The 26002-nt window shown below is 46.3% G+C and carries 25 protein-coding genes; 11 read left to right on the top strand and 14 right to left on the bottom strand.

Annotated features, from left to right (window positions below):
• Nucleotides 1–33: 33 nt before the first annotated feature.
• From GWR21_RS26490 to modA, 3 genes are read right to left on the bottom strand one after another with little or no spacing between them, the layout of a single operon-like run.
• Nucleotides 34–882 (bottom strand): ABC transporter ATP-binding protein, encoded by an 849-nt coding sequence (locus GWR21_RS26490; protein WP_162334725.1) that lies wholly within the window; start codon nt 880–882, stop codon nt 34–36.
• A gap of 15 nt (nt 883–897) precedes the next feature.
• Nucleotides 898–1572 carry a molybdate ABC transporter permease subunit gene (gene modB / locus GWR21_RS26485; RefSeq protein WP_162334724.1) on the bottom strand — a complete coding sequence of 225 codons (675 nt, stop codon included), beginning with the start codon at nt 1570–1572 and terminating at the stop codon, nt 898–900.
• Nucleotides 1569–2387, bottom strand: a complete 819-nt coding sequence (modA, locus tag GWR21_RS26480) for a molybdate ABC transporter substrate-binding protein (protein ID WP_238430022.1) — start codon at nt 2385–2387, stop codon at nt 1569–1571. Before modA ends, modB begins: the two co-directional genes overlap by 4 nt.
• 403 nt (nt 2388–2790) lie before the next feature.
• On the opposite strand from modA, the gene GWR21_RS26475 reads away from it, so the two are divergent.
• The 5 genes from GWR21_RS26475 (at nt 2791) to GWR21_RS26455 (ending at nt 8401) form a co-directional block, all read left to right on the top strand.
• Nucleotides 2791–5250, top strand: coding sequence for a DUF2339 domain-containing protein (locus tag GWR21_RS26475; RefSeq protein ID WP_162334723.1), 2460 nt, complete (start codon nt 2791–2793; stop codon nt 5248–5250).
• Nucleotides 5228–6124, top strand: coding sequence for a DUF3999 domain-containing protein (locus GWR21_RS26470; RefSeq protein ID WP_162334722.1), 897 nt, complete (start codon nt 5228–5230; stop codon nt 6122–6124). The genes GWR21_RS26475 and GWR21_RS26470 overlap by 23 nt, the downstream gene beginning before the upstream one ends.
• Nucleotides 6125–6195: 71 nt before the next feature.
• Nucleotides 6196–6840, top strand: a complete 645-nt coding sequence (locus GWR21_RS26465; protein WP_162334721.1) for an HAD family hydrolase — start codon at nt 6196–6198, stop codon at nt 6838–6840.
• A 285-nt stretch (nt 6841–7125) separates the two neighbouring features.
• Entirely contained in the window at nt 7126–7758 is a 633-nt protein-coding gene (locus tag GWR21_RS26460; protein WP_162334720.1) for a DUF4136 domain-containing protein, read from the top strand.
• Nucleotides 7759–7780: 22 nt separating this feature from the next.
• Nucleotides 7781–8401, top strand: a complete 621-nt coding sequence (locus GWR21_RS26455) for an outer membrane beta-barrel protein (RefSeq protein ID WP_162334719.1) — start codon at nt 7781–7783, stop codon at nt 8399–8401.
• A 119-nt stretch (nt 8402–8520) separates the two neighbouring features.
• Here the strand turns inward: GWR21_RS26455 and GWR21_RS26450 are convergent, their stop codons facing one another.
• From GWR21_RS26450 to pyrF, 3 genes are all read right to left on the bottom strand, one after another.
• A complete protein-coding gene (locus GWR21_RS26450; RefSeq protein WP_162334718.1) occupies nt 8521–9555 on the bottom strand; it encodes an FAD:protein FMN transferase in 1035 nt (344 codons plus the stop codon).
• Nucleotides 9556–9670: 115 nt separating this feature from the next.
• Entirely contained in the window at nt 9671–10849 is a 1179-nt protein-coding gene (locus GWR21_RS26445) for an acyl-CoA dehydrogenase family protein (RefSeq protein ID WP_162334717.1), read from the bottom strand.
• A gap of 136 nt (nt 10850–10985) precedes the next feature.
• On the bottom strand, nt 10986–11807 hold the full coding sequence (pyrF, locus tag GWR21_RS26440) for an orotidine-5'-phosphate decarboxylase (protein ID WP_162334716.1): 822 nt from the start codon (nt 11805–11807) through the stop codon (nt 10986–10988).
• A 350-nt stretch (nt 11808–12157) separates the two neighbouring features.
• Between pyrF and GWR21_RS26435 the strand changes: the two genes are divergently transcribed.
• Together GWR21_RS26435 and GWR21_RS26430 are read left to right on the top strand one after the other, a co-directional pair.
• Entirely contained in the window at nt 12158–13018 is an 861-nt protein-coding gene (locus tag GWR21_RS26435; RefSeq protein ID WP_162334715.1) for a sugar phosphate isomerase/epimerase family protein, read from the top strand.
• Nucleotides 13019–13043: 25 nt separating this feature from the next.
• Complete coding sequence (locus GWR21_RS26430) at nt 13044–14399, top strand: Gfo/Idh/MocA family protein (RefSeq protein ID WP_162334714.1); 1356 nt, start codon at nt 13044–13046, stop codon at nt 14397–14399.
• A 79-nt stretch (nt 14400–14478) separates the two neighbouring features.
• Here the strand turns inward: GWR21_RS26430 and GWR21_RS26425 are convergent, their stop codons facing one another.
• Entirely contained in the window at nt 14479–15573 is a 1095-nt protein-coding gene (locus tag GWR21_RS26425; RefSeq protein WP_162334713.1) for an Mrp/NBP35 family ATP-binding protein, read from the bottom strand.
• 168 nt (nt 15574–15741) lie between these two features.
• Here GWR21_RS26425 and GWR21_RS26420 point away from each other — a divergent pair, with 168 nt between their 5' ends.
• The gene (locus GWR21_RS26420) at nt 15742–16422 is read left to right on the top strand and encodes a carboxypeptidase-like regulatory domain-containing protein (protein WP_238430020.1); all 681 of its coding nucleotides are present in this window, start codon (nt 15742–15744) and stop codon (nt 16420–16422) included.
• Between the two features lie 39 nt (nt 16423–16461).
• Nucleotides 16462–17352, top strand: a complete 891-nt coding sequence (locus GWR21_RS26415) for a 3-hydroxyacyl-CoA dehydrogenase family protein (RefSeq protein WP_162334711.1) — start codon at nt 16462–16464, stop codon at nt 17350–17352.
• Nucleotides 17353–17453: 101 nt separating this feature from the next.
• On the opposite strand, the gene GWR21_RS26410 is transcribed toward GWR21_RS26415, so the two are convergent.
• Genes GWR21_RS26410 through ribD form a run of 3 tightly spaced genes read right to left on the bottom strand, consistent with a single transcriptional unit; the run spans nt 17454 to nt 20710 of the window.
• Nucleotides 17454–18056: an IMPACT family protein gene (locus GWR21_RS26410; RefSeq protein WP_162334710.1), complete on the bottom strand. Its 603-nt coding sequence runs from the start codon at nt 18054–18056 to the stop codon at nt 17454–17456.
• A gap of 3 nt (nt 18057–18059) precedes the next feature.
• Entirely contained in the window at nt 18060–19640 is a 1581-nt protein-coding gene (locus GWR21_RS26405) for a hypothetical protein (RefSeq protein WP_162334709.1), read from the bottom strand.
• 8 nt (nt 19641–19648) lie between these two features.
• Nucleotides 19649–20710 carry a bifunctional diaminohydroxyphosphoribosylaminopyrimidine deaminase/5-amino-6-(5-phosphoribosylamino)uracil reductase RibD gene (gene ribD / locus GWR21_RS26400; protein ID WP_162334708.1) on the bottom strand — a complete coding sequence of 354 codons (1062 nt, stop codon included), beginning with the start codon at nt 20708–20710 and terminating at the stop codon, nt 19649–19651.
• 75 nt (nt 20711–20785) lie between these two features.
• Between ribD and prmC the strand changes: the two genes are divergently transcribed.
• Both prmC and GWR21_RS26390 read left to right on the top strand, forming a co-directional pair.
• Nucleotides 20786–21646, top strand: a complete 861-nt coding sequence (prmC, locus tag GWR21_RS26395) for a peptide chain release factor N(5)-glutamine methyltransferase (protein WP_162334707.1) — start codon at nt 20786–20788, stop codon at nt 21644–21646.
• A 114-nt stretch (nt 21647–21760) separates the two neighbouring features.
• A complete protein-coding gene (locus GWR21_RS26390; RefSeq protein ID WP_162334706.1) occupies nt 21761–22096 on the top strand; it encodes a hypothetical protein in 336 nt (111 codons plus the stop codon).
• Nucleotides 22097–22286: 190 nt separating this feature from the next.
• On the opposite strand, the gene GWR21_RS26385 is transcribed toward GWR21_RS26390, so the two are convergent.
• The 4 genes from GWR21_RS26385 to GWR21_RS26370 all read right to left on the bottom strand — a co-directional run bounded on the left by GWR21_RS26385 (nt 22287) and on the right by GWR21_RS26370 (nt 25978).
• Nucleotides 22287–23231 (bottom strand): hypothetical protein, encoded by a 945-nt coding sequence (locus GWR21_RS26385; protein ID WP_162334705.1) that lies wholly within the window; start codon nt 23229–23231, stop codon nt 22287–22289.
• Between the two features lie 322 nt (nt 23232–23553).
• Nucleotides 23554–23901 carry a LytTR family DNA-binding domain-containing protein gene (locus GWR21_RS26380; protein ID WP_162334704.1) on the bottom strand — a complete coding sequence of 116 codons (348 nt, stop codon included), beginning with the start codon at nt 23899–23901 and terminating at the stop codon, nt 23554–23556.
• A 475-nt stretch (nt 23902–24376) separates the two neighbouring features.
• Entirely contained in the window at nt 24377–25219 is an 843-nt protein-coding gene (locus tag GWR21_RS26375; protein WP_162334703.1) for an alpha/beta fold hydrolase, read from the bottom strand.
• Between the two features lie 27 nt (nt 25220–25246).
• Nucleotides 25247–25978, bottom strand: a complete 732-nt coding sequence (locus GWR21_RS26370; protein WP_162334702.1) for a hypothetical protein — start codon at nt 25976–25978, stop codon at nt 25247–25249.
• Between the last annotated feature and the right edge of the window lie 24 nt (nt 25979–26002).

Genomic DNA, 26002 nt, shown 5'->3' with positions numbered 1-26002 from the left:
ACAGTAGTTAAGCGACATATAAACGTAGAGCTACTATAACCGCTTCAGATGATAAGTGTTCACGTTACAGGAAACATCTACCTTATCGTTGACAAATAAAGTCTCTCCGGGTGACGGTAATCTTAGCATGCCACCTTCCACCTGTACCAATACGCTGCCATCTGCTTCTGTTGATACTACTTTTCCGGTTATCCCGGAAGTCTCACGCCCGCTCAGGAAGAATGCCGCCGGCGTCGTTTGCTGCCGGAACTTTCCACCTTCCAGATAGATCACCACATCAGACAGGCGGATGATCTCATCCGCATTATGACTTACCAGGATGGTCGTTAAGCGAAAGCGCTTGTGTACCTGCAGCAAAGTTTCCTGTAATTGTGCACGCATGCCACTATCCACCGCTGACAACGGTTCATCCAGCAGTAACAGTACAGGTTTTTTGGCGATTGCGCGGGCCAGTGCAACCCGCTGCTGCTGTCCACCGGAGAGTGTTTGTATTTTTCTGTTCGCCAGATTTTTCAACCCGGTTAATTCAAGCAGTTCTTCGACGATCTCCCTGGATTCATTCCTACGCAAGGCAAAAGCGATGTTCTCCTGCACATTCATATTGGGAAACAATGCATAGTCCTGAAACACGAAACCGATACTTCTTTGTTGTATTGGCAGCTGATAGTTTTCAACACCATTGTACCAAAGCTGACCATCTACACGTACATAACCATGGTCAGGCTTCATCAATCCGGCCAGCATGCGTAACACAGAGGTCTTACCAGCGCCGGACACGCCATACAAACTCACAAATTGTCCCTTACGGATGTGCGCACTGACATCGAAGGGCATCTCTCCTTCTGCTGTATGTAAAGTCTTCTGTAAAGCGAAATCGATCATACCCTTGCTATAAGATTAATAAAATGTTGACTGCCGGGATTTACGGTTGTAGGAATACAGTATCAGCAGGATCACGAAAGACAGTACGAGTAATATACCGGCGTAGATATTCGCGTCGTGGTAATTGAAGGCATCTACTTCATCATAGATGGCAATAGATGCAGTGCGCGTCTTATCCGGAATATTGCCTCCGATCATCAGTACTACCCCGAATTCCCCCACGGTATGTGCAAATGTCAGGACAATGCCGGTCAGTAAGGAAGGCTTAATATTGGGTAACAAGACCTTTAGTAAGGTTTGCCATCGGGATTTCCCCAGTGAATAGGCGGCCTCTTTCAGACTTGGCGGCAGTGATGATAACCCCGACTGTACCGGGTGTACCATAAAAGGTAAACTGTAGATAACGGAAGCGATCAATAATCCTCCGTAGGAGAAAACCAGTCGTATGTTAAATACCTGTTCCAGCCAGTTACCAAAAAAATGCGCCGGACTAAATGCCAGCAACAAATAAAACCCGATCACGGTTGGAGGTAATACCAGCGGCATACTGACGATCGCTTCCACGATCAGCCGGAATACCGATCTTTTACCGGACAGCCAGTGAGCCAGCGGTATGGCTATGACAAATAGTATCAGTGTAGTGTTCAGTGCCAGCTTTAGCGTAAGCCAGATGGGCGAGAGTGCTATCATTTCACGATATATCCAAACTGTTGATAAATTGCTTTCGCGGCGGCGGAATACAGGAAGTTATAAAACCTGCGGGCAGCGGCGGCATCATGCCCACCCGCATATTTCAACAGGGCCGCCGACTGTTCAATGGGCGTATAGTCTTTGCTGTTCAGCGCTACCCAGGCCCCTTTCCCTTTCATTTCGGCAGCGATCACGATGGCTTTTGCGGTGAATCCGATATCTGCATTCTGCGTAGCAATAAACTGGCTGGTCTGGGTAATACTTTCTCCTTTTACCAGCTTAGCCGCTATTTTATCATACAATCTGTACTTTTTGAGGATCTCTTCCGCCGCACTGCCATAAGGCGCTGTTGTAGGATTGGCGATGGCAATACTTCTGATACCGGGCGCCAATAGCATTTTAAGGTCCCCTGCGGGGTGGATCCCCGGTTTTGCACTCCAGAGCACCAATATTCCCTGTGCATATACTTTTGGGGGCTCTAACGTAAAATTAGCCGCTGCCAGCTTCTGCGGAAAGTCCTTATCTGCCGATACAAAAATATCAAACGGGGCGCCGTGCATGATCTGTTGCGTCAGGGCGCCGGATGCCCCTATCACTACATCTATCCGGGTTTTGTCCGTTTTGTTGTAGGCAGCTATCAGTGCTTTGATGGTATACTGCATATTGGCAGCTACCGCTACTGTCAGCCTGGACTGCGCCGGTGACTGTAGTACAGCCAGTATCATTGCCAAAATAAAAAACAATCTCTTCATGGTCTCTTTCTTTCTGATGATCCAATAAGCCAGTAAAGCCTGCCGGCCTGCTTTATCTGACAAATTTAATGATATTAATAACGGTAAGAGCACATCTGTTCAGGGATGGCGCATCCATCCTGAAAGAAGGTACGTTCCCCAATAATATGTTATAAAACTATCTGTAAAAGGCTTCTTTTATATTAAAAAATACAATATATTTGTTAATAACCGGAAAGTAAGGACACCTTTCGGCTGGTGTATGTTCATTAGTTACAGGTCAGTTCCCTCCTTTGTCCGGATACTATCCGTATCCCGCAAACGAACTAAAAGAGCATATCTGCCGGTGCTGTACCTGAAATCAGTTGCATTAATCACTGTACTCAGTTGCAATGTTGATATAGCCTCGTGTTCGACTGAATACGGGGCTTTTTAACAATATTGGGTTATATTCATAGTAATAACCCCCAAACTACCTATATCATTTATGGAGGCACTAGTCATCATCCTGCTGATCGTCATCCTGATAGTGGTCATTAATTCGAACAACTCCATCAAGAGTAAAATGCTCGAACTTGATCATAAAATAAACACGCTGATCAGACAGCAGGAATCGCTTAACCGACCACCACAGGAAGCGTCCAGCACCACACCGCAAAGATGGAACAGGCAACCCGACAGCAGGCCTGAACTGTTTCATTATACACCGCCACAGATCGTCGATACACCGGCACCACCATCTGTTCCACCGCCACCTCCGCCACCTGTAACACCACCGGTAACGGCAACGCCAGTGGAAGCAGATCCCGTGGAGGAAACCACCATTTCTTCCGTACCAGCACCGGTTGAAACGGCACCCGTGGAGGAACACCGCGCTGCGGCATTTACACCGGTACAACCGGCGGAACCGTCACCTTCGTTCTGGGAGAAGAATCCTGACCTCGAGAAATTCATCGGTGAAAACCTGTTCAATAAGATCGGTATTGCGATACTGGTGATCGGTATTGGTTTCTTCCTGAAGTACGCAATTGACAAGGATTGGATCAATGAAACCGGCCGTACCTTCATTGGTATCCTGTGTGGCGGCATCCTGATAGGCATTGCACACCGCCTTCGTAAAACATTCAACGCCTTCAGTTCGGTACTGGTAGGTGGTGGTGTCGCCATATTGTATTTCAGTATCACAATCGCTTTTCAGCAGTATCATCTGATCAGTCAGACGCTGGCGTTTATTATGATGATACTCATCACGGCATTTACCATTGTACTGTCACTGAGTTATGACAGGAAGGAACTGGCCGTCCTTGCTATTTTAGGTGGCTTCTCTTCTCCCCTGCTTGTCAGTACAGGTGCAGGTAATGCAGCTGTGTTATTTACCTATATACTGATCCTGAATGTAGGTATGCTCATACTGGCATACTATAAAAAATGGAATGTGGTCAACATCATTTCCTATGCAGCCACCGTTATACTGTTTGGCAGCTGGTTATCGATGAGCATTGCCCATGAGACCAGCAGGCCGGTGCCTTATGTAACAGCGCTGATCTTTGCGACGCTGTTTTACATTGTATTCTTCGGGATGAATGTGATCAACAATCTCAGACAGCGGGTGAATTTCAATGCAGGCGAGATCCTGATCCTGCTGAGCAATACATTCCTGTATTATGCAGCCGGCATGGTGATACTGGCACATCTTAAAGCCGGCCTGTTCCAGGGATTGTTCACTGCCTGCATCGCAGGATTCAATTTTATCTTCGCTTATTCATTGTATCGTAACAGACATGCGGATAAGAACCTGATCTATCTGCTGATCGGTCTTACACTGAGTTTTTTAAGTCTGGCAGCACCGGTACAACTGGAAGGAAATCATATCACCTTATTCTGGGCAGCGGAATCAGTGTTGCTGCTCTGGCTCTTCCAGCGCTCACAGATCAAATTACTGGGATATGCTGCCACCGTTGTATTTGCACTGATGTTTATCAGTCTTATGATGGACTGGGCACAGATCTATGGCGTAGGCAGTATCGAAAATATCGGGCATATGTGGCCATTGCTGAACAAAGGATTTATCACCGGTGCAGTTAGTATTGCAGCATCAGCGATCATCAGACAGCTGTTGAAAAAGGAGACAGATAGAATTGTATTGGGAGAGATCAGGGTATCAGGTATCAGATTTGGGCTGGAGATTTTTCTGTTACTGCTTGTATATATAGTGGGCATACTGGAGCTATACTATCAGTCAGGTTATTACTGGCCAGCTATTATCGCTGTTACGACAGGTATTTATAATTACCTGTTTGCGTGTTACATACTTTACAGCAGCAGAAAAGAGGCGTTTCCACTGCGGACAGGCAGTTTGTTCCTGGCAGGCATCTCAGTGCTGGTCTATGTATACTACAATGAGGTGATCATCAACATCAGGACCGCATATTTAGCGCATAGTGCGCCGTTAGGGTATTTGCTGCTGTCATTTGTGCTGACAGCGACTGCACTGATCACTTTGTACCAGACATATCTGACCATAAAAACCAGCGAAAAAAAAGAGGGCATACATATTTTCCAATGGAGTGCAACATTTGCCATGTTGTTTATATTGAGCGCCACCCTTGATCATATTGTGGCACTCAGCCTATACCAACCTGAAATAGGGAAGGATAAGCTGCTCAATACCAGTCAGCGTACAGGATATACCATCCTGTGGGGTGCTTTTGCGTTTGTACTGATATACCTGGGATTCAGGTGGCAGTCCAGACAGGTGCGTATTATTTCGATCTCACTTTTTGCGGTTACGTTACTGAAACTTTTTGTGTTCGATTTGCGTAATCTGTCGGAAGGTGGTAAGATCGCTGCATTTATTTCCCTGGGTATTTTATTGCTGGTGATTTCATTTATGTACCAGCGTCTGAAAAAACTATTACTGACAGATGAACAACCAAAGAATAGTTAAGTGCCTGTATATATTCACATGGCTGCTGACGATGGCGGTCAGTACCGTCAGCGCACAGCATTTTCAGTGGCAGGCGGCACTACCGGTAACACCGGATTCGGGTTTCTATAAGATACCGCTTACCACTGATCTCATTGCTAAAAGCCATGGTACTGACCTGAGAGATATCCGTATCTATGATCAGGGGAATGTAGTGTCGTACATTCTGAATAAAGAGGCCGGACATGAGTGGCTGCCCGTTCCTGCTATCAGCAGGGTAAAAGACGCACCTGCCGGCTATTCCGTATTACAGTTGCAGTTCCGCGAAGCGTGTTTGCTGAAGGGGTTAAAATTTGAGGTAGCCACACCGGGCTATTATTTCAGACAGGCCTACATAACGACTGACTGGGCCAGCGACCTGCATACAAATTTTGAATCGAGGGAGAACAAATTCAGATTTTCTTCAGATAGTATTAACAGTATCACACTCCGGCAGTCAATAAAGGGCACGACCTTTTTCCTGGTGGTACTGGATGAGGATAATCAGCCGCTGGATATTACCTCCACCATTGCGTGGCAGGATACGTATTACCTGACGGCCTGGCTGGAAAAGGGTAGACACTATGTATTAAAAACCGGTGATCCGGACCTGAAGGCGCCCAGGTACGATCTTTCTCATTTTGCCGGTAAGGTGCCTGCCAGTGTTCCGACGCTGGTGGCAGGCAATATTACTGCTGATCCGGCCGTTATACCAGCACAGCCAACACCTGCCACTACAGACCAGCCTACCTGGTTTAAGAACAAAGGCTGGATCTGGATCAGTATTATTGGCATTACGATACTCATCCTGTTGCTTACCATCAGGTTACTGAAAGACATGCAGGAAAAAAGGTAGCTGTTTATTTCCGCATCATTGTAACATTTTATATTTTTCCGTAATTTATAAAAACCATTATCTTTATCCATATGAAGACTGCTGTAACTAAACAATATTCCAATCTGGTGTTTGATCTGGGCGCTGTGCTGATCGACTGGAATCCCCGTTATCTCTATGACAAGGTATTTGCTACAGCAGCGGAAACGGACTTTTTTCTGTCCAACATCTGTACTTCCGCCTGGAATGAAGAGCAGGATGCAGGTAGAAGTCTGCAGGACGGCACCGAACTGCTTATCACCCAGCATCCGCAATTTGAGGCCGAAATAAGGGCTTTTTATGGCCGGTGGAAGGAAATGTTAGGTGGACCTATAGAAGAGACCGTAGACATCCTCCGGGAACTGAAAGAAAGCAATCAATATAAAATATACGCCCTGACGAACTGGTCTAATGAAACTTTTCCGCTGGCATTGGTGACGTACCCTTTCCTGCAGTGGTTTGATGGTATTGTTGTGTCAGGAAGGGAAAAGATCCGTAAACCGGATGCAGCTTTTTATCATCTGCTGCTGGACCGTTATCAGCTTGAGGCAGATTCCACCCTGTTTATAGATGATAATGCCCGTAATATTCATGGTGCTTCTGCCTGTGGTATTGATGGCATCCATTTTACCTCTGCGGCAGCTTTAAGAAAGACACTGGAAGAGATGGCCGTATATGGTGCAGCCGTGCACTCTTAACTCACTATCCATAGCATATTTCACAGCAAGGCCCGCTTCATGCGGGCCTTGCTGTTATTAGCCCTTCCCTGCCAGCAGTATTGTCTCTCATTTTAGGAATACCTTAACATTTCGCAGATAAACTTCATGTAACATCCATAGTTCAAATACGTTAAACGGATATATGCTGACGCACCCGTGAAAGAACAGCGGTTGGCATACTTCCTGATATATTGTTAACAATAGCAGACGTTCTCATTTCTTCCCGTTACCTACTGAGAGAACAACAAAATAAAACCCGTGAATATGAAAAGAGTCATGTTAGTAATGTGCGCCGCATTAGGTGTAACAATGTCATTCAGCAGTTGTAGTAAGGATCCGCTGAAAGATATGACAGAAGAAGAATCCAGGATCTATGTAACAAACTACGACGACAGCGTAAATTTCTCATCCTATAAAACGTTCAGCATTGTCGACTCGGTGGCAGTGGCTACTAATACTAATGAGCGACGTGCCCTGACCGACTACGACAAGAAACTGATCGCAGATGTGGCGGCTTCACTGGAAGCGCGCGGTTATACGCGTGTGGAGCGGGCGGCAAAGCCTGATCTGGCGGTTAACCTCACACGCATAGACAATACATACAGTGCCATCTATTACGATCCGGGTTACTGGACAGGCATAGGTGGTTATTATGATCCTTTTTATTGGGGATATCCGGGTTATGGCTATTACTGGCCATCCTATTACCAGGTGTATCAGCAGGAACGGGCGGTATCCATTGACGTGGTAGACCTGAAAAACCCACGTAACAACCAGCTGGTAGCGGTATGGAACGCGATGCTGCGTGGTAGTGGTGTATGGAATATTAATAATGTTGACAGTATGGTGTCCGCTGTATTTGCACAGTCCACCTATCTGAAAGCCAACAACCAATAAATTCACTTAAAAAGAGACTGAGATGAAAAGTATAAAGCTTTGGATATTGCTGATGGTAGCCTCTCTGGGCGTACAAAGTGCATTTTCGCAGGTACGTTCTCCCTTATCTGTCAATGTGGATTACTCCATTGCACAGCCTTTGGGTTCGCTGAAAGATTATACAAACAAAACCAGCTTCCGCGGATGGCGAGCCGGCTTACAATATCAGCTGAATGACCAGCTGGCCATTGGTATCAGAAGCGGATTCCAGGAATTTTATCAGCGGCTGCCAAGAGCAGTCTATTCTGACAAAGGGTCTGATATCTCCGCTGTGCAGACACGCACGTTACAGGTGACACCAATACTGGCCACTGTACAATATCAGCTGACAAAACCTGATAAGGCGATCATTCCTTATGTAGGTCTGGGATTAGGTACGGTGAATATGCTGTATAATAAATACTATGGTCAGTTCACCGACAGGGATAACAGCTGGCAGTTTGCCGCTTCGCCTGAAGTAGGGGTGAATATTCCTTTCGGTAAAGGCTCTCCGTTATTGTTTAACGCCAGTGTGCAGTATAGCTACTCGCCATATAAACAGCAGGAGATTACAAGTTATAATGTGGTACAGGCCAATGTGGGACTGAGATTTCACATCAACTAAGTATAACTGTATACTATAAGAACCATGTTTCAGGAGAAAGCCGCTTCAATCGACCATTGAGGCGGCTTTACTTTTGTAGAAGACACTTTGTATTGTCAGGTCATTTGTTACCAATGCCTTTACCTGGTCAGCACGATCTTACTATAGCCAGCAGAAAAAGCTGTAGTGATTTCTCCCTTTTTATTTTTGTAAATGAAGTAGGCGTCCAGCCCGTATTCCGGATGTTTCCTGATAAAATCCAGTCCCTTTTCCACCCCCATTAATATCAGTGCATTATCATACCCATCAGCTGTAACCGCATCTTTCGCCATGACCGTTACCGCAATGATATTACTATGCAGGGCTTGCCCGGTAGACGGGTTGATACTATGTGTAAAACGGGTACCTCCCTGTTCAAAGAACCGACGATAATTACCGCTGGTGGTAATAGCTTTATTATTCAGTTCCAGCAGGGCCTGTGCAGGATAAGGTGACTCAATGGCAGCGGGCGTTTCAATACCTACGGTCCATATCTTCCCACGATGATTTTTACCGCTGCCCGCCAATTCACCACCTACATCCACGAGATAATCAGTGATACCCTTTTGTTGCAGAAAACGGGCAATGACATCTGTTGTATATCCCTGGGCAATGCCATTACAATCGATCTGGACGTCCTTCTTCCGTTTCACGAGTGTTTGTCCGTGTACCTGCAGATATTTCGAACCTACATACCGCAGTATACGTTTCAGGGTATCGGGACCGGGTACATGTTGTGCGGCAGGTTTATGTACACCGAACCCCCAGGCGTCTACCAATGGCTTTACTGTGATATCAAAAGCACCGTTAGTACTTTTACTGATTTCCAGGGAACGCTTGATGACATAGGCCATATGTTCGTCCATCTGTACTTCATTTCCCTCATTGAACTGATTGATCAGGGAGCCTGGTTTGTAAAGTGACAGGGAATGATCAATCACTCCGAACAGGGAATCTATCTGCGGACGCAGAGAAGTAGTATCGTTCGAGACATACTTTACAATAAAGTAGGTGCCCTGTGCCTGTCCGCTGACTTCCACCAGTTTTTGTGCGGACACCCTGGAATGCCAACCTACACTAATACATAACAGGATGCTCCATCCTGCAAAAGCCCGTCTGCCGGTCATCTTATTCATCTTTTAAAATTAGGCATTACGAATTAAGAATTAGCGCGGCGATCAAAACATAATTTAATCTCCGCGTTAATTCCTGATGCCTAATTTCCAATTCTAATTAACATTGCGGTTATTATCAATGAAAGGCATCTAATCCCGTGATATCCTGTCCGGTGATGAGGAGATGTATTTCATGTGTGCCTTCATAAGTGATCACGCTTTCGAGATTCATCATGTGGCGCATAATAGAATATTCCCCGGTAATGCCGGCTCCTCCCATTATCTGGCGGGCATCTCTGGCAATACGGGTGGCGATGTCACAGGAATTGCGTTTCGCCATAGATATTTGAGCCGGGGTGGCCTTGCCTTCGTTTTTCAGGACGCCCAGACGCCAGTTCATGAGTTGTGCCTTTGTGATCTCGGTGATCATTTCTGACAGCTTCTTTTGCGTCAGCTGAAAGCCGGCGATAGGCTTACCAAACTGTATCCGTTCTTTGGCGTAACGGAGGGCAGTATCGTAACAATCCATGGCCGCACCTATCACCCCCCAGGCGATGCCGTACCGGGCGGAAGACAGGCAGCTAAGCGGCCCTTTCAGTCCTTTGGTGTCAGGGAATATATTTTCCTTAGGCACTTTGACATTGTCGAATACCAGTTCACCGGTAGCGCTGGCCCGCAGGCTCCATTTTCCTTTGGTCTCCGGCGTGGTAAACCCTTCCATACCGCGTTCCACAATGAGTCCGCGGATCTTCCCTTCTTCATCTTTGGCCCATACCACAGCGATCTGTGCGAAAGGTGCGTTGGATATCCACATTTTAGCACCGTTGAGTATTACGTGATCACCGGCATCTTTAAAATGCGTGATCATACTGCCGGGGTCGGAACCATGGTCGGGTTCTGTTAATCCGAAACAGCCCATCCATTCACCGGTAGCCAGTTTAGGTAAATATTTACGTTTTTGTGCTTCACTACCAAAAGTGAAGATAGGGTACATGACCAGAGAACCCTGTACTGAGGCCGTAGACCTGATCCCGCTATCCCCTCTTTCCAGTTCCTGCATCATCAGTCCGTAGGCGATATGATCCATCCCGCCGCCGCCATACTCCTGCGGGATCGTGGGGCCGAAACAGCCCAGTTCACCTAAACCTTTGATAATGTGAGCAGGAAAAGTTGCTGACTGACAGGCATCTTCTATAATGGGGGATATATCTTTCTTTACCCATTGCCTTACAGCGTCGCGTACCATGAGATGTTCTTCGGTTAACAAGTCATCCACGTGGAAATAATCGGGGGATTGAAACAGGTCTTTAAGCATGTGGAACACGTTTTTAGTCTGTCTCAATTTAATGATTCATGGACAAAAAAAGTCCATAGTCTGCGAACATTCCGGTAAGGAATATAACGGCTGACTATGGACTGCGATATCCAGCTGGTTACAGCTGAGCTGTCAGTTAAGCGAAGGTCTTGTGAGCGGCGAGATGTTCTGCCATTTCCTTTTGCAGTTCCTGAGCGGCATTGCGGGCATCCTGGGCAAAATCTTCTCCGTTGCCGGCGTAGATAATCCCGCGGCTGGAGTTTACCAGCAGACCACAATCCTTGTTCATTGCCTGGGCGGAAATTTCCTGCAGACTGCCACCCTGGGCACCTACACCTGGAACCAGGAAGAAATGGTCTGGCACCAGTTTACGGATGGCACCCAACTGGGAAGTCCGGGTAGCACCTACCACAAACATCAGGTTTTCAGGCGTTCCCCAGCTCATCCCGGCTTTCAGTACCTTTTCGTAGAGGTATTCATCACCGGACCGCTGTAACTGGAAATCCTCGCTACCTTCGTTGGAAGTAAGTCCCAGCATGATGGTCCATTTCTCACTGAAAGAAAGGAAAGGCTGTACACTGTCACGGCCCATATAAGGAGCTACGGTAACAGCGTCGAAGTTGTATGTCTCAAAGAATGTCTTGGCGTATTGTGTGGAGGTATTGCCTATGTCTCCACGTTTGGCATCGGCAATGGTAAACAGCCCGGAAGGGATATATTCCACCGTACGTTGAAGGCTTTCCCAGCCACGGATACCCATACACTCATAGAAGGCGGTATTGATCTTGTAGGACACACAAAGGTCCTTTGTGGCATCAATGATAGCCTTGTTAAAAGCAAATACGGGGTCTGGATGTGAAAGTAGATGGCGGGGGATCTTTTGAAGATCTGTATCTAATCCCACACAGAGATAAGATTGCTTCTCTTTAATCAGATTCACCAGTTCCTGTCTGTTCATAAATGATTGATTTGGGGCGCAAAGTTAAGTAAAACTTAAGCAATGCCGTTTGAAAAGTAATATTAGCTAATATGAAATACGCATCCCGGACTATTATAAATATAGGGAAATCTCTCCGAAACCTTTCCACCCTGGTGATGACATGCAGTAATAGTACCTGCAATGTTCCAATGGACAGTGGAGCTACAAGCGACGAACTAGCGACGAACTAGCGACGAACAAACACAGGTTATTAATCTGCGTGTTTTTCAGGCAGATAGACCGGAAATTATATCTTCCTTTCCGGTGACCTTTTGGATTTATAAAATATTGTTCCTAACTTTTACCCACCCGTTTATGAAAAAGTTGTTATGAAAAACTATTCACTGCTGCTATTTTTTGCCATCTTCCTACATGCTTTGCAATCGAATGCACAAGCCGGTCATCCCCGGGTAGGCGTTTGTAGTTCCCGAACGAATGATAGCTTATTACATGCTTCCGGCTATGTTTATATAGAGGAAAGCGTACAGAAACTGCTCTCTCCCGCCATTCCGGAAGACACTTTCCGGCTGCAGCTGGCCCAGCTCAAAAAATTACAATGCCCTGTGCAAACGTGCAACAGCTTCTTTCCGTCGGATATCAGGCTGACTGGCCCGGACGTGAAAGAGCGGCAGGTACTGGAATATGTGCAAAGTGTCATGGCCAGGGCGAAAACGGCCGGTATCAAACTGATCGTACTGGGCAGTGGCAATGCCCGTAAGTTACCAGATAATTATAGTAAAGACTCCGCTACGCTCGAGTTTGTGGATTTATGCCGTAAAATGGCGGTAGTAGCTAAAAAATATGATGTGGTGATCGCCATTGAGAATCTGAACACCACCGAGACCAATTTCGTGACCACACTGGCAGAAGCCAATGCAGTGGTGACAGCTGTTAATCATCCGAACTTCAAACTGACGGCCGATATCTATCATATGCTGAAGGAATATGAATCGCCGGACATGCTGAAAAAAGCACGTAAAAACCTGGTTCACTGTCATATCGCCGAAAGGGAAAAGCGTACCGCCCCCGGATCGACCGGTGACGATGTAGCGCCCTATATAGCGGCGTTGGGCAGTATCGGGTATACAGGCCGGATCTCCCTGGAATGTCGCTGGGATAATATGAAGGAGCAGGGTAAACCTACGCTGGATTACATGCAGCAACAGATCAGGACCGCTTACAGTAAATAATCAACACTCTTAAATACAAAACAGCATGAAATCACGTCGTGAATTCCTGAAAAACTCCATGCTTACCACCGCAGGCGTTACGCTCAGCGCAATGGGACTGCCTGCCAGCAGTTATGCCCGTATCATGGGTGCCAATGACAGGGTCAACGTAGGATTGGTAGGCTTTTCTGACCGTGCAAGGCAAACATTGTTACCCTGCTTCTTTTCCAATCATAAAGAACTGAATTTCGACATGATCGCGGTATCTGATATCTGGAACCGGCGGCGTGAGGAAGGTAAGGCGTTCCTGGAAAAGAAAGCCGGACATGAGGTGAAAGCCTGCGTCAATAATGACGAATTATATAAAATGAAAGACCTGGATGCAGTGATCGTTGCAACGGCCGACTTCCAGCATGCCTTTCATACAATAGAGGCTGTAGGCAATAAGATGGATGTTTACTGCGAAAAACCATTCGCAGAAACGATGGACGATGCCCGTAAAGCGCTGAAAGCAGTCAAAGATTCCGGAAAGATCTTCCAGGTAGGTACACAACGTCGCAGTGGCGATAGTTATCATGCTGCAAATAATTTCATCAAGGAAGGCAAATTCGGCCCGATCACCATGGTGGAAATGACCTGGAATGTGAATCAGCCCGGCCGCTGGCGCAGGCCAGGCCTGGTGAAAGATATCCGTCAGGAAGATGTGGACTGGCAACGTTTCCTGGCCGGTCGTCCGAAAGACAACTGGGATCCGCGTAAATACCTGGAATACCGTCTTTTCTGGCCTTATTCCTCCGGTATTTTCGGTCAATGGATGACTCACCAGATCGATACCGTACACTGGTTTACCGGTCTGCAGCACCCTCGTAGTGCGGTGGCCAACGGCGGTATCTATATGTGGAAAGACGGCCGTACCAATGCGGATACCGTTACTGCGGTATTTGATTACGGTCCGCAGAATGATCCGTCCACCGGCTTCCAGGTAGCCTACAGTTCCCGTTTCTCCAATTCCGCCGGCGGTACCAAGGAGATGTACTATTCCAACGGCGGTACGATTGACATCGATAAGAATAAGATCACTCCTACGGGCGGTCTGTCAGAAAGAGAAGCACAGGAAATGGGAATGCATGCGAACCTGTTGCCGGAAATGACCCTGACCACCAATGAGACCAAAGCGGCTACCGGCGCCAATATGGGAGGCGATCCGCTGACCAACGCGCACATGCGTAACTGGATGCAGTCCGTACGTGACCGCAAACCGGCCAATGCACCTATAGAAGCGGCCTACTCTCACTCCATTGCGCTGATCATGGCCAATGCGGCTTACCGTACTGGTATGAAAGCGACTTTCGACGAGAAAACCCAGGAGGTAATGGTTGGAGGTAAACCATTTATTATGTAGTGGTATCAGATGCGCTATAAAAACGAAAAAAGCCATCCGCCGAAGGCGCGATGGCTTTTCTTATGTAATAACATGCTGCTTACACAAACACCTCTACGATCTTTGTAGGCGCAACGTTCGCATTTCTCATGGCAATGTTACGGGCAACGATGCTCGCCACTCCCATAAACGCCAGTTTAGTCGGATTATCCGGACCCACCATTGCTGGTACGCCTTCATCACCACCTTCGCGGATGCTCTGCACCAGTGGTATCTGACCCAGGAATGGCATTTCCAGCTGTTCTGCCAGACGTTTACCACCCTCCTGACCGAAGATGTAATACTTGTTATTGGGTAATTCGGCTGGTGTGAAATAGGCCATATTCTCAATCAGCCCCAGGATCGGTACATTGACCTGTCCGGTAAAGAATGCGATTCCCTTTTTAGCATCTGCCAGGGCCACATCCTGTGGAGTGGTCACCATTACGACGCCGGTAACCGGTACAGTCTGCACCAGTGTCAGGTGAATATCACCTGTGCCCGGAGGCGTATCAATTACCAGGTAATCCAGCTCTCCCCAGTTCACATCCGTGAGGAACTGTTTTAATGCGCTGCTCGCCATCGGGCCGCGCCATACAACTGCCTGCTTTTCATCTATCAGTGACCCGATGGACATCAGTTTTATACCGTGTTTCTCCAGTGGGACTATCATGCCTTTTCCTTCTACACTCTCCATCATGGGGCGTTCTCCGCGAATACCGAACATAATCGGTAAGGACGGGCCGTAAATATCTGCATCCATGAGTCCTACCTTGGCGCCGCCTTCAGACAGGGCCAGGGCCAGGTTAGTTGCCACAGTAGATTTACCTACACCTCCTTTACCGGAAGCGACTACGATGATATTTTTCACGTTAGGTAATATACTTCTGCCATCTTTCCTGTTGGAGTTTACGTTAGCCGTCATATTTACTTGAACTACCGCCTCCTTGCTTACAAGGTGGTGAATTGCATTCACACAGGCATTCCTGATCAGATCTTTCAGCGGGCAGGCAGGGGTCGTGAGGACAACGGTAAAGGTCACCTTATTACCATCAATCTCAATGTCTTTCACCATATTCAGTGTTACCAGGTCCTTCCCCAGATCAGGCTCTTCCACATTGCTCAAAGCCTTCAATATCTGCTCCGTAGTGATCATAAATAGTTGTTAATTTTAATTCCAGAGTGCAAAGTTAACCCAATTGAGAGTTAATTTGTCCCTGCTGTCATAGTTTTTGTCAATGTCCCTTCCATTCATCATCTATATTGACTGGAACACAATCCTATGGCCAACGTTTTAAAACAAATAATTTATCTTAGAGGCGGCATGAATAAAAAATGTACCTACATACTGTTATCCTTTCTGTTCCTTCCCTTCCTGGTGAAGGCCCAGCTATCTCAGTTTAAAGACAGCATTATCCAGATATCAGGTATTACCATGACGGCGGACAGTCTCCGGGCGGTACCTGCTGTGAGTATCCTGGTAAAAGGGCAGCGCCGTGGTACGATCTCTAACAGTCAGGGGGTATTTTCCATTGTTGCATTTAAAGGAGATACACTGACATTCAGTGCTGTAGGTTTTAAAAAGAAAGACTATAGGATCCCGGTGAATTTACCCGGGAATAATTATTCCATGATACAACTATTGGTGGATGATACCACGTATCTGCCTATCACCATTATCAAACCTTACCCTACAAGGGAAGAATTTGATAAAGCGTTTGTGAGTAATGATATTCCGGATGACCAGTACGAGCTGGCCCGTAAGAATACGGAAAATGCCCGTATGCGCGCACTTTCCCGTTATACCCCACCTGATGCCCGTGAAGCAACCAGTATGTACCTGAACAAACAGGCTCAGTCGCTGTATTATGCGGGTCAGGTCCCTCCACAAAACATCCTCAACCCGATGGCCTGGGCACAGTTTATTCAGGCCTGGAAACGGGGTGACTTCAAAAAACAGAATAATAACAACTATAGCTACGGCGGCACCGACTACGGTTATTAACGCCCCTGGCTAAGTACCATCTCTTTAAATCAATACACCATGCAACAAATTGCTGTCATCGGGGCAGGTACCATGGGAAATGGTATTGCACACGTATTTGCACAGAACGGTTTTAAAGTAAACCTCATTGATGTTTCCGCCCCCGCGCTTGAAAAAGCATTGCAAACAATTGACAAAAACCTTGAAAGGCAACTGACGAAAGGTACTATCACAGAAGAGATCAGACAGCAAACGTTGCAGCAGATCACCACCTGCACCGATATTCCTAACGGTGTAAGATCAGCGGATCTGGTAGTGGAGGCTGCTACTGAAAACACAGACCTGAAGCTGAAGATATTCCGGGAACTGGATCAACACGCGCCAGCCGGGGCTATTCTGGCCACGAATACTTCTTCTATTTCCATTACGAAGATTGCCGCGGTGACGCAAAGACCAGATAAGGTGATCGGTATGCATTTTATGAATCCGGTACCAGTGATGAAACTGGTGGAGATCATCAATGGGTATGCGACAGATAAGGCGGTGACAGCTGTGATTGTCGCGCTGTCTGAACAGCTGGGGAAGGTTCCTTGTGTGGTGAATGATTATCCCGGGTTCGTTGCCAATCGTATCTTAATGCCTATGATCAATGAAGCCATTTATACGTTGTATGAGGGCGTCGCAGGTGTTGCTGAAATTGATACGGTGATGAAGCTGGGCATGGCACATCCTATGGGACCGTTGCAGCTGGCTGATTTTATCGGGCTGGATGTGTGTTTGTCTATTATGCGGGTGTTGCAGGATGGGTTTGGAAATCCGAAGTATGCACCGTGTCCGCTACTCGTAAATATGGTGACGGCGGGGTATCTCGGGGCGAAGACCGGGGAAGGCTTTTATAAATATGAGAAGGGAAGTAAGGAGTTGGTAGTGAGTGGAAGATTTAGCAGCTAATTGTCGTGATGATATGTAAGGGCGCTTCAGTAATGAGGCGCCTTTTTTTGTCGGGTGAATGTTAGGCTGGTGGGAAGAGGTTGCGCTATACTTAATTGTGACTACTTCTTTATCTCCTTCATCTCTAATCCCCTGATATCTCCCAGCTTCAGTACCGTCAGCTCCTGCACAGCTTTGGGAATACCGATGTCCATAGCACAAAAGAGCTGTAATTCCTGTGAATAAACGGTGCAGTTCTGTTGTTTGATGATGGTCATTACATCATTCAGAATAGTATAGTCAAAACTGAGATGATATTTGGTTTCTACATTCTTCTGTACGGCAGGGATCAGTTGCAGCACCATAGAGGTGGATACCTTATATGCATTTATCAGACCGGGTGCGCCCAGCAGTGTGCCACCGAAGTAACGAACCACCACGACCAGCACGTCTGTAAGCTGTTTGCTGTCTATTTGTCCCAGGATAGGTTTACCTGCGGTACCTGAAGGTTCTCCATCATCATTTGCACGGTATTGTAGTCCGTCGGTCCCCAGGCGATAGGCAAAGCAGTGATGCGTTGCCTTCGGATGTTCTTTCTTAATCTCCTGCAGGCATTCCTTCACCTGATCAGCCGTTTTCACCGGCCAGGCATAGGCCAGGAACTTACTGCCCCTGTCCTTAAATTCTGCCATTGCAGTTTTCTCTATTGTATAGTAAACTTCCATGCGTTAGTTTTTACCGGATCTCTTCTTTTTTCCGGTTGGTGCAGGCTTTGGCTCATATACGATCAGCAGCATATTGTTTTGCTTCATGTTCGTCTTAATGCTCAAAGACTTGCGCAAAGCTCCTGCCACAATGCGTAATACGGCTGTATTGGGAGCAATAGCGCCCAGGTTATCTGCTACCATGATCAACCTGTTCTCCCCTTCCTGAAGTGTCACTTTGATATGCTGCCGTTTCTTTTTTACGGGAAAGCCTGTTACTACCTCCTGTCCATTCAGGCGGATAGAAATGCTGTCTCCGTCTTCGGCAGCATCATCCCAAAGTTCCAGCAGGATGATGTCTTCCTCTACTACAAACTTCTTTTCCAGCAAACTGTTCCTGCGCTCTTTAATACGTCTGTCATCTATGGCCCGCAATAATACCGGCTTGACAGTATCTATAGCCGCCTGGAGAGCGGCTTTGTTTCTGAGTCGGGCGATAGCGGTGTGCTGCTGCTCTGATTCGTCGTTATCCTCCGTATTGTCAGGTTGTGACGATCTGTCGGATGGCGACTGAATTACAGCAGCTGGTGTATTGGTGGTATTAACGGCTGTCTGACGGGACTGGGCTGGTATATTCCCGCCCTGCGGCTGCCCGGTCTTGACAGTGTTCAAAGTGGTCTTACTGACTACACTATCTTTAACGGTTTTCCGGGGAATGTGGTTCAGTTGTGCTACCAGGAAAGTAGCATAACGGTTTGCACGATCAGTGAAGTCGTAGATATAACGTCCGGTGCTGCTGGCTACGCGGAAGGCACCAGTGTTGGGTGGAAGCCTGCCGTAATTATCTGCAAACAGGGTGACAATATTAACACCCGAGTCCAGCTGTAACTGAAACTGCTTACCTGTCTCTGTAATATATTCCTTGTTCAGCAAAGGTTTACCATTATATAACAGTGTGACGGTATCTTTATCAATAGCGTCTTCATCTCTGATAGAAAGTGGCACAATGCTGTCGTATACATCGACCTTGTCGTAGATACCAAAATATATAGAATCCCCTTCCGGATGAAGCATGCGGTGAATGTCACTATGCTGCCATGGGGTATTATTCATCTTTTTCAGGGCGATATCTTTACGTGAGAGCAGCTCTCGCAACAGATCTTTCATGTAGGCATACATTTCATCATCCGAGTAAAGCCCCTGCATATACAACTCGTTAGAGTTGATCCACATACGCTGTACAGATAGCTCAGGCGTCTTTTTTGTCTCATAGGTCAATGTGCCATTGAGATACAGCATCCAGGCCCCAAGGTGGAATGGCGCTTCTGAGACAGGAAACTTATTACGGCCTATCCCCAGCTGATTATCATTCTTCTTTGCCAGCAATACTTCATAAACACCTGAGAAAGGCGGATAGATCACTTTGATCTGTGCAGGATATAAAGCGTTGTATGCGGGATTACCAATATGTAATTCCATTCTGATCCCCCCGGTGGTTGGCCACGGTTTATACTCCATTGACCAGGTACCCACCCATTTGTCAGTTTGCGCGCTGGCCGTCAACATACAGGAAAAACATACTATCAGCAGATATATAGAACGCATCAGGGATCTCATGTTATATTCTCCTTCTTGCTGTTACGGTAATAGCGGATAAGATCACTTTCCAGGATCAGTTCATTATTCAATAAAACAGTGGGCAGAACAGGCGCATTTACACCTTGTGCCAGCGGATTATGACCTGTAATCACACGGGCTTCATCCCAAAGGTCATGCGCGATAAATTCACGTAGCACATGTGCACCACCTTCTACCAGTACACTCAGGATCTTTCTTTCATGCAGGATCTTCATCAGCTGTGGTAACAATGGCTGTGTAAAGTCAGCAGTCACAATAGCTACGGTGTCCGTTTCTGCTGCTGATCGTTCGCTGATGAATAATGAATGAGCAGGACCTTTCCAGAGATGAAAGTCACGCGGTGTTTTCAACGTACGGTCGATAACGATCCTCAACGGGTCCTTACCAGTCCAGTGACGGTTATTCAATCGCGGATTATCAGCAACCGCAGTATTCGTACCTACCAATATTCCCATTTCTTCACTGCGCCAGCGATGTACAAGCCGGTCAGTCAGATGATTGGAGATGCGCACAGGCGTGCCATTAGCGGCAGCCATATAGCCATCCCTGTTCTGCGCCCATTTCAATATGATGTAGGGACGTTGTTCCTCATGAAAAGTGAAAAACCGACTGTTCAGTTCGCGGCAGGCACTTTCCAGGACACCTGTTCTGACAGTAACACCAGCATTTTTAAGTATTTCTATCCCTTTTCCTGCCACCTTCGAAAAAGTGTCTACGCAGCCTATTACAACTGTCCCGATCTTCTCCGACACGATCAACGCTGCACAGGGGGGCGTTTTACCATAGTGCGCACAGGGTTCCAGGCTCACATAAATGGTGGCTGCCGGTATCAGGTGCCGGTCTTCCGGTGTAACGGAACGTACACAATTTACTTCTGCATGTGCATAACCATACTGCCGGTGATATCCTTCACCAATAATGCGGCCTTCATGTACCAATACAGCCCCAACCATAGGATTGGGAGCTACATTTCCTGCACCCAGCTTTGCCAGCTGGATGCACCGTTGCATGTAAAATTCATCGAAGGAGCTGTCCATGATCGCGTCTGATATTATACATTTGTGTGCAAAAATATCGTTTCAGCAGGGATTTTCCCTGTAAGACCCTTTTTTATGACTATACAAACAGCTTTCACACATATCGTCACTTCGCTGGAACCCTTGCAGGGACAGCGGGAAGCCGGTAACATTGCTCATATCATAATGGAGCATATCACCGGTCTGTCGAAAATGGACAGGATCGTATACAAGGAGAGAGCGCTGACTGCAGCGCAGGAAACGCAGTTAACAGCTGCCGTTAATGCACTGCTCACACATCAACCCGTGCAATATGTGACCGGTACCAGCTGGTTTTATGGTATGGAACTGAAAGTCAACCCACACGTCCTCATCCCCCGTCCGGAAACAGAAGAGCTGGTGGAATGGGTAGTACTCGATGTACGTGCGGCACAATTATCTCATCCGCGTATACTGGACATCGGGACCGGAAGCGGCGCCATTCCTGTTGCGATCAAAAAAGAACTGCCACATGCGACTGTACAGGCAGTTGATGTCAGCGAAGGTGCATTGGCCACCGCAAAGGAAAACGCAGCCCTGCAACAGCTGGAGGTAACGTTTGAGCTGATAGATATACTCAGTAAACAGGCATGGGCACATCTGCCCGTATTTGACATTATTATCAGTAATCCACCGTACATCTGCCAACGCGAAAGTGCGGATATGCAGGAACAGGTGGTGGCGTATGAACCGTCTCTGGCATTATTCGTTCCAGATGAAGATGCACTGTTGTTTTACCGGGAGATTGGTTTGATGGCGAAAGAGAAATTACGTGCAGGCGGTGCGTTATACTTTGAGATCAATGAAGCGTATGGGAAGGAAACGGCGGCTTTGCTGGAAAGCCAGGGATATGTGGAAGTGGAGATTAAAAAGGATCTGTTTGGGAAGGATAGAATGGTGAAGGGGGTGCTGAAATAGTTGCCTATTTCCATTCCCCTTCGTATATTACACTTGCTCCCGGTTAACACAACTACTAAGACACAACCAACTAGGTAAACATACTATCCATAACCGGATGTAAAACCTGAACCAATGCACTTGTCTCTGACCTACCAACTGAAGATACTCAGTTATCTGCGTGAATCTTTACAACAACAGTACCTGCGTACTGAACAGGACCGTAAAGAATTCAGAAATATACTTTTAAAAACATGTGTCACACTGGCATATTGTTCAGGTATGTGTCAGAATACTCATGTAAAAGGGGTACTGAAAAAAGAAATGACGGCTATCTTCAAAATTTATCAGACCACTTCCACCGAAAATGATACCTACCTCTTAAAACAGAAAGGTTATATCCTGGGCTCTATCAACGCGAGTGTCACTATTGTAAAGACATTTGAAGAAGTGCTGGAAGAAGTATCTTAAAAGGCCAGGAAAACTAATAATTAGCAATTAATAATTGAGAATCAGACGGGTCTGACCTTTCTGAGTGTTCTTATTTACTAGATACTAACTGAAAAAATCCGGTAAATTATTCAGCGTATATTATCGGATATAGCCTGCCTGTTATGCATGATTCCCAATTATTAACCACTAATTATTAATCGCTGATCTATCAGTTCATACAGGAATACGCGCTCCTCATAGCATCCAGCCGGATCAGGCTTTCAAAGCAGTCCAGCTCATAACCCAACCATTCCATCAACTGCTCTTTGAGTGGCATCTGACACATGTCATATGCAATTGTTCTCTCTGCGATACATTTGTTGATCTTTCGCTGCTGCATGATAATCGTCGTACACTTATCACGATTATTTTTCTGCTCACTGATCTCATCATCCAATAAGCTGATCATATAGCTTACATAAGCGGGATGATTAAAATTGATCCGCTGTAACAAGGCATGCAATTCCATGGTCAACGATCGTCCTTCACCTGCTTCTTCCGCAACATTAAATGCTTTCAACTGGGCAGTCAACCGTTTAAGATACGCCTTCTTCCTCCAGGTGACCGGCTCATCTGCTGCGTCTCCTTCTGCCAACTGGGTCAAGGGTCGTGTCACAATCTCCCGCAGGTATACATCAAGCGCATGCATGCGTGGCGAGTCAGTGATCAACGGCAACTGCTCGCGCGCACGTTTCGACAATGTTAGCACTTCTCCTATCGGAATGCTGATATCTTTGTCGATATAACGCCCGAATTTATGCTCAATATAATTGAGTCCGGAGAGGAGGACCCGGTACAAATACTTGAGCAGATAAATACTGTCCTTCTGCTCTGGCAATTCCATATCGGCACGGTGTTCATCCGGGATATATGAAAACACCTTGTCCATGAGTGCGACGAGTTTCCCCTGATGTGTTTTCACTGCCGTCTGCGTTTCATGATCTGATCTGAAATCATCAGTGAACAATATAAATTCGGTTTTCAATGCACGGCGGTTCCGTTTATCTCCATGCAATACGGCGTCAATAAACTCTTCGTTGAGTGCGTCGCCAGCAGAAAAATGTCTTCCTAATTCGACATTGATGATCTGTTCGAAATACATAAATGTGTTCATCGTTTTCAGGTTTAAAACTTGTAAATTGATTAGCCAGTAATTTTACCCGATGTGTGACCGCATACCTTTTTCGCCTGCCAGGCAACAGCATCCCCGGTACGTAAAACAACCTGTTCTACATATGAGATAAAGTACCTGCTTTCGCTTAGGAGAATGAAGTCACTGCATCTTTACCTGCGACGGCTTATACCGTTCTGTTGTGTGTTTCACAACGGCCGCAGATAATTACAATACAATGTTACAAACGATAATAAAGCAGCGATCCGAAAATCTTACGAAGGCCTCAAAATAGCATTTAGAGGCCCGAAATCGGCGCATGAACCTAATCCTTCCCTATAAAAGAATAGAAGCGTGAAAAAAATTGTCTCCTGTATTTGTCTGTTAATGGTAATGTGACCGCGCCAATTTTAATAGCATCTTTTCCAACATTGTCAACATTATAGATAGCTGCAATGTAGTTTCTGCTGGTGCGCGAAAAATAGTCGGCTGGAAGCGTTTCTTCTAACTTCGTCAAGCTAATCGGAAATGGCTCACTCTTGCCATCTACATAATGTACAATGATATATGCCTTGTCTACTTCTGCATATAAAATATTATTTATTCTGACAGGCTTATAAGTACCGTCTTTCAGCGGAAGCAATATGGGTTTTTCTACAGTATAACCGGGCATTCTGAAGGTTGTTAAAGGTGAGTGAAGAGGAGAGCAAATAAGAGAGAGAGCGGGGGGTGTGTAGTAGGCCTGCTAGGGAATATAGTAGTAGGGATAGCGGTAGGTTAGCGAAATAACGGGAAGTGATGGTTCTCAGGGATGCAAATGACAGGGAGGACAAATTGGTATTCATACCAGTAAAGTTTGGTGTTAAATCTGAATAGGTCATTTTTGAGAATTTTACCGTGTGGGTTAATATGAGAGTACAAGTTTAAGGAAAATAATAATTTCAAGATCACTATGATAATATTTTTTTCGCTTACATATCTTTAAAAGATGACCGCTTCAACAAAACACGGGATACTTACCTGTAATTTACCTCACTAATACTAAACCAGTACCTCACTAAAAAAACATCCGGGAGAAAATCAGTCATACAAAAAAAATAGCTACCCTCCATTTAGTGGGCAGCTATTTTATTAAGTAAAAAGCGAAATTAGTATTGGCTCAGGAAGTATTCCGCCTGATTAACAAACAGTTCAGGATACTGATAAAATGACCCATGCGCCGCATCGGGATAGAACGACAGTACTGCGTCAGGCAGTTGCTGAAACAGTTCATAGGACGTATGGCTGTCCATCATCTCATCATTACTGCCCTGTATGATCATCACCGGATGTGTGATCTTAGACAGCTCAATATCTGCTGGCGCCTTTCCCCAGTTGGTAATCGCTGTCATCTGTGCCTGAACAGCGGGTAATACCGTCTCCTCATCGCGGTCCGCCTGTCTTTCATACAAACGGCCCAGCGTTGCTCTGCCTTTGGATCGGCTGGCCTCTGATGCCGTGAAGAAAATAAACAGAAATCTTTCAGGTGGCGTCAGCTGCATGGCTTTTGCAATCAGTTCCGGGAATGTATGCAGCACTTTTACGCCCTGCGGTGCTGCCCCGACGATAATGATCTTTCTGATCAGATCAGGACGGATATGTGCCATATATTGGGCAATGAACCCACCAAGAGAGAAGCCCAGTATATCAAATTTCTTTATACCTAATGCCGCTATAAATTCAATCGCATCGGCTGTCATAGCAGCAACACTATCGGGCGTAGTACCTGTTGAATTGCCAACACCTTTATTGTCAAAAATAATGACCTGTCGGTTTGCAGCAAGACCATTGGTAATAATGGGGTCCCAGTTATCCAGCGTTCCGGTAAAATGCTGAAAACAGATCAGTGGGATGGCCGATGGTTCACCCAGTACGCGATAGGCATAACGGATTCCATCTACGTCAATATATTGGGTGGGAGCAGTCGCGTGATAATTAACTACTATACTCATATGATGTGCGTATTTATGGTTAAATGCTTAGGAAAACTGAATATCAAGTACGTCAATGGACACTAAGACAGGTTCCAACTGATAGCTGTTGTCAGCATCATTCAGTATATAGATCTTTCTTTCAGTTCCAGTCTTGATACCGGCAAAATCCCTGTACCCATTAATGATCTGCGTAGCAGAAGAACCCCCTAACACTTCCGGCCAGTAATCGTGCCTTTTAAGCTGTCCCTTGGCATCAAAGTAAAACAGCTGGCGTTTGCTATGGGTAGCTATATGATCGGGGAATATGACCTCCAGCCTGCGCCATGTTTCGCCATCCTGCTGCCAGGGTTCTATCTCCGTTAACTGATAACCGGGTAACGTCAGGTTAAATGGTGTGGTCAGATAATTCCATGTCGCATAACTACAGAAATAGATCAACTGTAGTCTGCTCCAAGGCGTCTCTATGGTATGACCTGCAAAAGAAGCGCGCGGGTCATTCAGCTCTTCTACCAGCTTACCCGCAGCATCCAGCAGGGCCACCCGGTCTGCTGTAAATGCAGAACGCCATCCAGGTGAGAAGATCGATTCCCAGCTGGCCTGCTGTTCATGCAGCTTACCGGAAAAATGAATATCGTTCAGCACACCTTCATGCCCTTTAATAGTCCAGGTCAGACCACCTATGCGTACATGTGCTTTTATCTGCTGTAAAGACTGCCATTTAGCTATACCGCCGTGGGCATCCAGCACCAGCTGTAGTAATTCATTTGTATTTTTCATAAAAAATAATTGTTGAGTAGGATA

Origin of the sequence: Chitinophaga agri (assembly GCF_010093065.1) — a bacterium.
Taxonomy (GTDB): Bacteria; Bacteroidota; Bacteroidia; order Chitinophagales; family Chitinophagaceae; genus Chitinophaga; species Chitinophaga agri.
The sequence above is the reverse complement of the archived record's forward strand: the minus strand, read 5'-3'. Positions and strand labels throughout refer to the sequence as shown.